7 protein-coding genes and 1 tRNA gene are annotated in these 3,334 nt (G+C 46.7%); all 8 read left to right on the top strand.

The annotated features are described in order from the left end of the window. The coding region (locus tag ACP5SG_RS09465; RefSeq protein WP_428124010.1) for a quinolinate synthase NadA at positions 1 to 388 on the top strand (388 nt) is incomplete at its 5' end. Between the two features lie 108 nt (positions 389 to 496). Continuing rightward, positions 497 to 572 (top strand) — tRNA-Cys (locus tag ACP5SG_RS09470). Positions 573 to 651: 79 nt separating this feature from the next. Then, on the top strand, positions 652 to 984 hold the full coding sequence (locus ACP5SG_RS09475) for an MTH1187 family thiamine-binding protein (protein ID WP_237888133.1): 333 nt from the start codon (positions 652 to 654) through the stop codon (positions 982 to 984). Further along, positions 974 to 1,111 carry a CD1871A family CXXC motif-containing protein gene (locus tag ACP5SG_RS09480; RefSeq protein ID WP_407932008.1) on the top strand — a complete coding sequence of 46 codons (138 nt, stop codon included), beginning with the start codon at positions 974 to 976 and terminating at the stop codon, positions 1,109 to 1,111. Before ACP5SG_RS09475 ends, ACP5SG_RS09480 begins: the two co-directional genes overlap by 11 nt. Positions 1,112 to 1,176: 65 nt before the next feature. Beyond that, positions 1,177 to 2,016 carry a 4Fe-4S binding protein gene (locus ACP5SG_RS09485; RefSeq protein ID WP_428124015.1) on the top strand — a complete coding sequence of 280 codons (840 nt, stop codon included), beginning with the start codon at positions 1,177 to 1,179 and terminating at the stop codon, positions 2,014 to 2,016. Next, positions 2,013 to 2,636 carry an XTP/dITP diphosphatase gene (locus ACP5SG_RS09490; RefSeq protein WP_237888131.1) on the top strand — a complete coding sequence of 208 codons (624 nt, stop codon included), beginning with the start codon at positions 2,013 to 2,015 and terminating at the stop codon, positions 2,634 to 2,636. The genes ACP5SG_RS09485 and ACP5SG_RS09490 overlap by 4 nt, the downstream gene beginning before the upstream one ends. 40 nt (positions 2,637 to 2,676) lie before the next feature. Beyond that, complete coding sequence (locus ACP5SG_RS09495; protein ID WP_237888130.1) at positions 2,677 to 2,868, top strand: hypothetical protein; 192 nt, start codon at positions 2,677 to 2,679, stop codon at positions 2,866 to 2,868. 18 nt (positions 2,869 to 2,886) lie between these two features. After that, the coding region (locus ACP5SG_RS09500) for a hypothetical protein (RefSeq protein ID WP_428124020.1) at positions 2,887 to 3,334 on the top strand (448 nt) is incomplete at its 3' end.

Consider the following 3,334-nt stretch of genomic DNA (forward strand, 5'->3'; position numbering starts at 1 on the left):
CCTTAGTGTTTCAACGGTCAAAAAGGCACGTTCCGAGCATCCTGACGCCGTACTTATAGCGCATCCTGAATGTCCACCAGAAGTCATTGACATGGCCGATGTGGTAAGAAGCACGACAGGCATGATCGACTATGCCAGAGAATCGAAGGAAAGGGAGTTTATTATAGCTACCGAGATAGGGCTCCTCTATACACTAAAGAAACAAAATCCACAAAAGGAATTTTATCCTGCATCACCTGATCTGATTTGCCAAGACATGAAAAAGATAAATCTGAAGGATATAATCAAGGCGCTTGAAGACGAAATACACCAGATAACAGTACCCGAAGAGATCAGGATCAAGGCGCTTCAAGCCGTACACCGTATGATGGATGTCCCAAGGGATTAATGCCCTCAAGAACATCCTTACTTAAAAAACAAAGGGTCTTAAAAGCAATGGCACCTTGCCGACCCTTGTCAAAGGAAGCCCCTTATGTTAAAAAACAACCTGCTTTTGGGCGGCGTAGCCAAGTGGCTAAGGCGACGGTCTGCAAAACCGTTATTCCCCGGTTCAAGTCCGGGCGCCGCCTCCAACAATATTAAAATATAATATTTGGATTGCAGCGGCCGACTGCGATCCTTTTTTATTTGTTCATTATTTGGGGGTGGCATATGGCTATAATGGAGATAAGTGTAGTCCCTCTCGGGACAGGTTCCACAAGCTTTCACCGCTTTGTAGTCAAGATGCAGGAAGTCCTTGCAGGTCTCGGGCTTCCATATAAACTTACCGACATGGGGACACTTGTGGAAGGCGACATCGACACCCTTATGTCAACTGCAAAGATACTGCACAATGTACCGTTTTCCATGGGGGAAAAGCGGGTATATACCGCAATTAAAATAGACGACCGGCGCGATAAGGAAGTCCATCTTGGTCAAAAGACCAGCACCGTCAGGCAGTATCTTGCCGAAGAGGACAAGGGGGGACTAAAATATGATATTTAGATATACACCGTTAATCGCGCTTATAAGTTCGCTTGGCCTGATCGCCCTAGGTTTATGGTCCGGCGAGGCCCAGATTCTCTGGCAAAAGGCTGTGACCGTCTGTCTTAGCTGCATAGGCATTGGATAATGGAACGGCGAAGAAAGGTCTCGCAAATAATATCTACGTTAATAATCAATTCCAACTGGACCTTTTTGTGGAAAGGGCCCCCTATATTTCAAGGGTGGTCAAAAAGGATATGTTCACCAGGCCTTAACTGCTATTCATGCCCTGCAGCAATCACAGCTTGTCCGATCGGGGGGCTTCAGAATTTTCTTGCCAGCATACGTATAAACATAGCCCCTGTAGGAATGCGTTTCGGCGCCTATGTATTAGGGACCCTTGCCCTAATAGGCAGCATAATGGGTAGATTACCATGTAGCTGGCTTTGCCCTTTCGGCCTTATTCAAGAACTCTTATATCGTATGCCTGTTCCAAAAATCTCTATGAAGAAATGGTTCAGGGCCGGACCATATATATTTTTAGGTCTCTTTGTAATCGTCCTTCCAATCCTTGTGGTCGATGCAACGGGTTATGGTTCAACATGGTTTTGTAAATATGTCTGTCCAGCAGGCACCCTTGAGGCCGGAATCCCGCTCCTGACCCTCAATTCAAATCTCAGGCGTGCCGCTGGCTGGCTTTTTGTAAACAAACTCGTTGTCCTTATTGCAATATCGGTTTGGTGTATGGTTACCATGCGGGCATTTTGTAGGGCGATATGCCCGCTCGGCGCTATCTATGGGCTTTTTAACAGGATCAGCTGGCTGCAACTCAATTTTGATCCTAGCCGATGCGTGGGCTGCAGGGCATGTAAAACTGCATGTCCTAGCGATATTTCGTTTTATAATGGCGAAGACAGTATAAATTCCACCGCATGTATAAGGTGTATGAGATGCCATTCTATCTGTCCTGTAAATGCAGTGTCGCTAAGTTTTGGCCCATGCCTCAAAACTCCGGACAAGGAGCAGGCTGGTATTGATATAAAGGCTCCATGAAAAAGCTTGTCATTGCATCTAGAAATAAAGGCAAGATCCGGGAAATCACGGCTATATTCTCTAGACCCGACATCAAGTTTCTTTGTCTTGATGATTTTCCCGACATCCCCGATATTGTGGAAAACGGATCAACCTTCGAAGAGAATGCCTTCATTAAGGCGCAAACCGTTGCGTTAGCCACCTGCCTCCCGGCGCTTGCCGACGACTCGGGCCTTGAAGTGGATTCGCTGGGAGGTGCTCCAGGGATATATTCCGCAAGGTTTGCAGGAGAAGGGGCTGGCGATGAAGAGAATAACAGAAGGCTCCTTGAGGAACTGAAGGCCATAGGAGACCACAAACGCACGGCGCGCTTCAGGTGTGTCGTGGTGTTGTACCATCCATCAGGCGCCTGGATGACAGGCGAAGGTGTATGTGAAGGCGTCATAGCTGAAACCCTAAGAGGGGCCAACGGATTCGGCTATGATCCGCTCTTTATCCCCTATGGCGGCGGCAACCGCACCATGGCGGAGATCGCAGACAAAGAAAAGAATGCCCTGAGTCACAGGGCAAAGGCCTTGCGGGACCTCATAAAGAAACTAAATGATGTTCCGCAATTTATCGGCACCACACCCCCATCATAGATGTGGGATGTCATCTTGCCGACGGCAAAGGACAATAAAGATGGGAAAGGATGGGAAGATAAAACTGAATACATATGACAAAGAAGAATGTCTCCGTCAGGCTGTTGAGATTACAAAGAATTATGCCCAATCGGGGGAAAATAAACATGGCCCGGTGGCCGAATTCTTGGAAAATGTATATAAAAAACTCTTGGAGCTTAAGGCAGACGTATTAAAAGATGAAATTCAATAAAAAAGAGGGGAGACCTGAATGATAGATACATCTAAATACATCCTATACAGCGGAGGGCTCAAAGGTGCTGAGACTGAATTTGGGATAAACGCCGAAAAATGGGGGCTCAGGGAGATCAATTTTTCATACAAAGGCCACCACATGGACAGGGTCAAAGACGTATGTATCCTTACGGACGAGGAGCTTAAACAGGGCGATATAAGCATGGCAATCGTATCCAGACATATGAACCGCACATATGCAGAGGCGGAAAAGATCCGTAAGGTCATCCAGTCGATCTTTCATATAGTAAATAAAGGACAACAGATATTCGCTGTAGGTTGGATACAACCAGACAATACAGTCAAGGGTGGGACAGGATGGGCAGTCGAGCTTGCAAAATTCTTCAATAAGCCAGTAAGTGTATTTGATCAGGACAAAAACAGCTGGTTTACCTGGAACGGCTCTGAATGGGTGCCTGACTTAC

It is taken from the genome of Dissulfurimicrobium sp., from assembly GCF_049968175.1.
Taxonomy (GTDB): Bacteria; Desulfobacterota; Dissulfuribacteria; order Dissulfuribacterales; family Sh68; genus Dissulfurimicrobium; species Dissulfurimicrobium hydrothermale.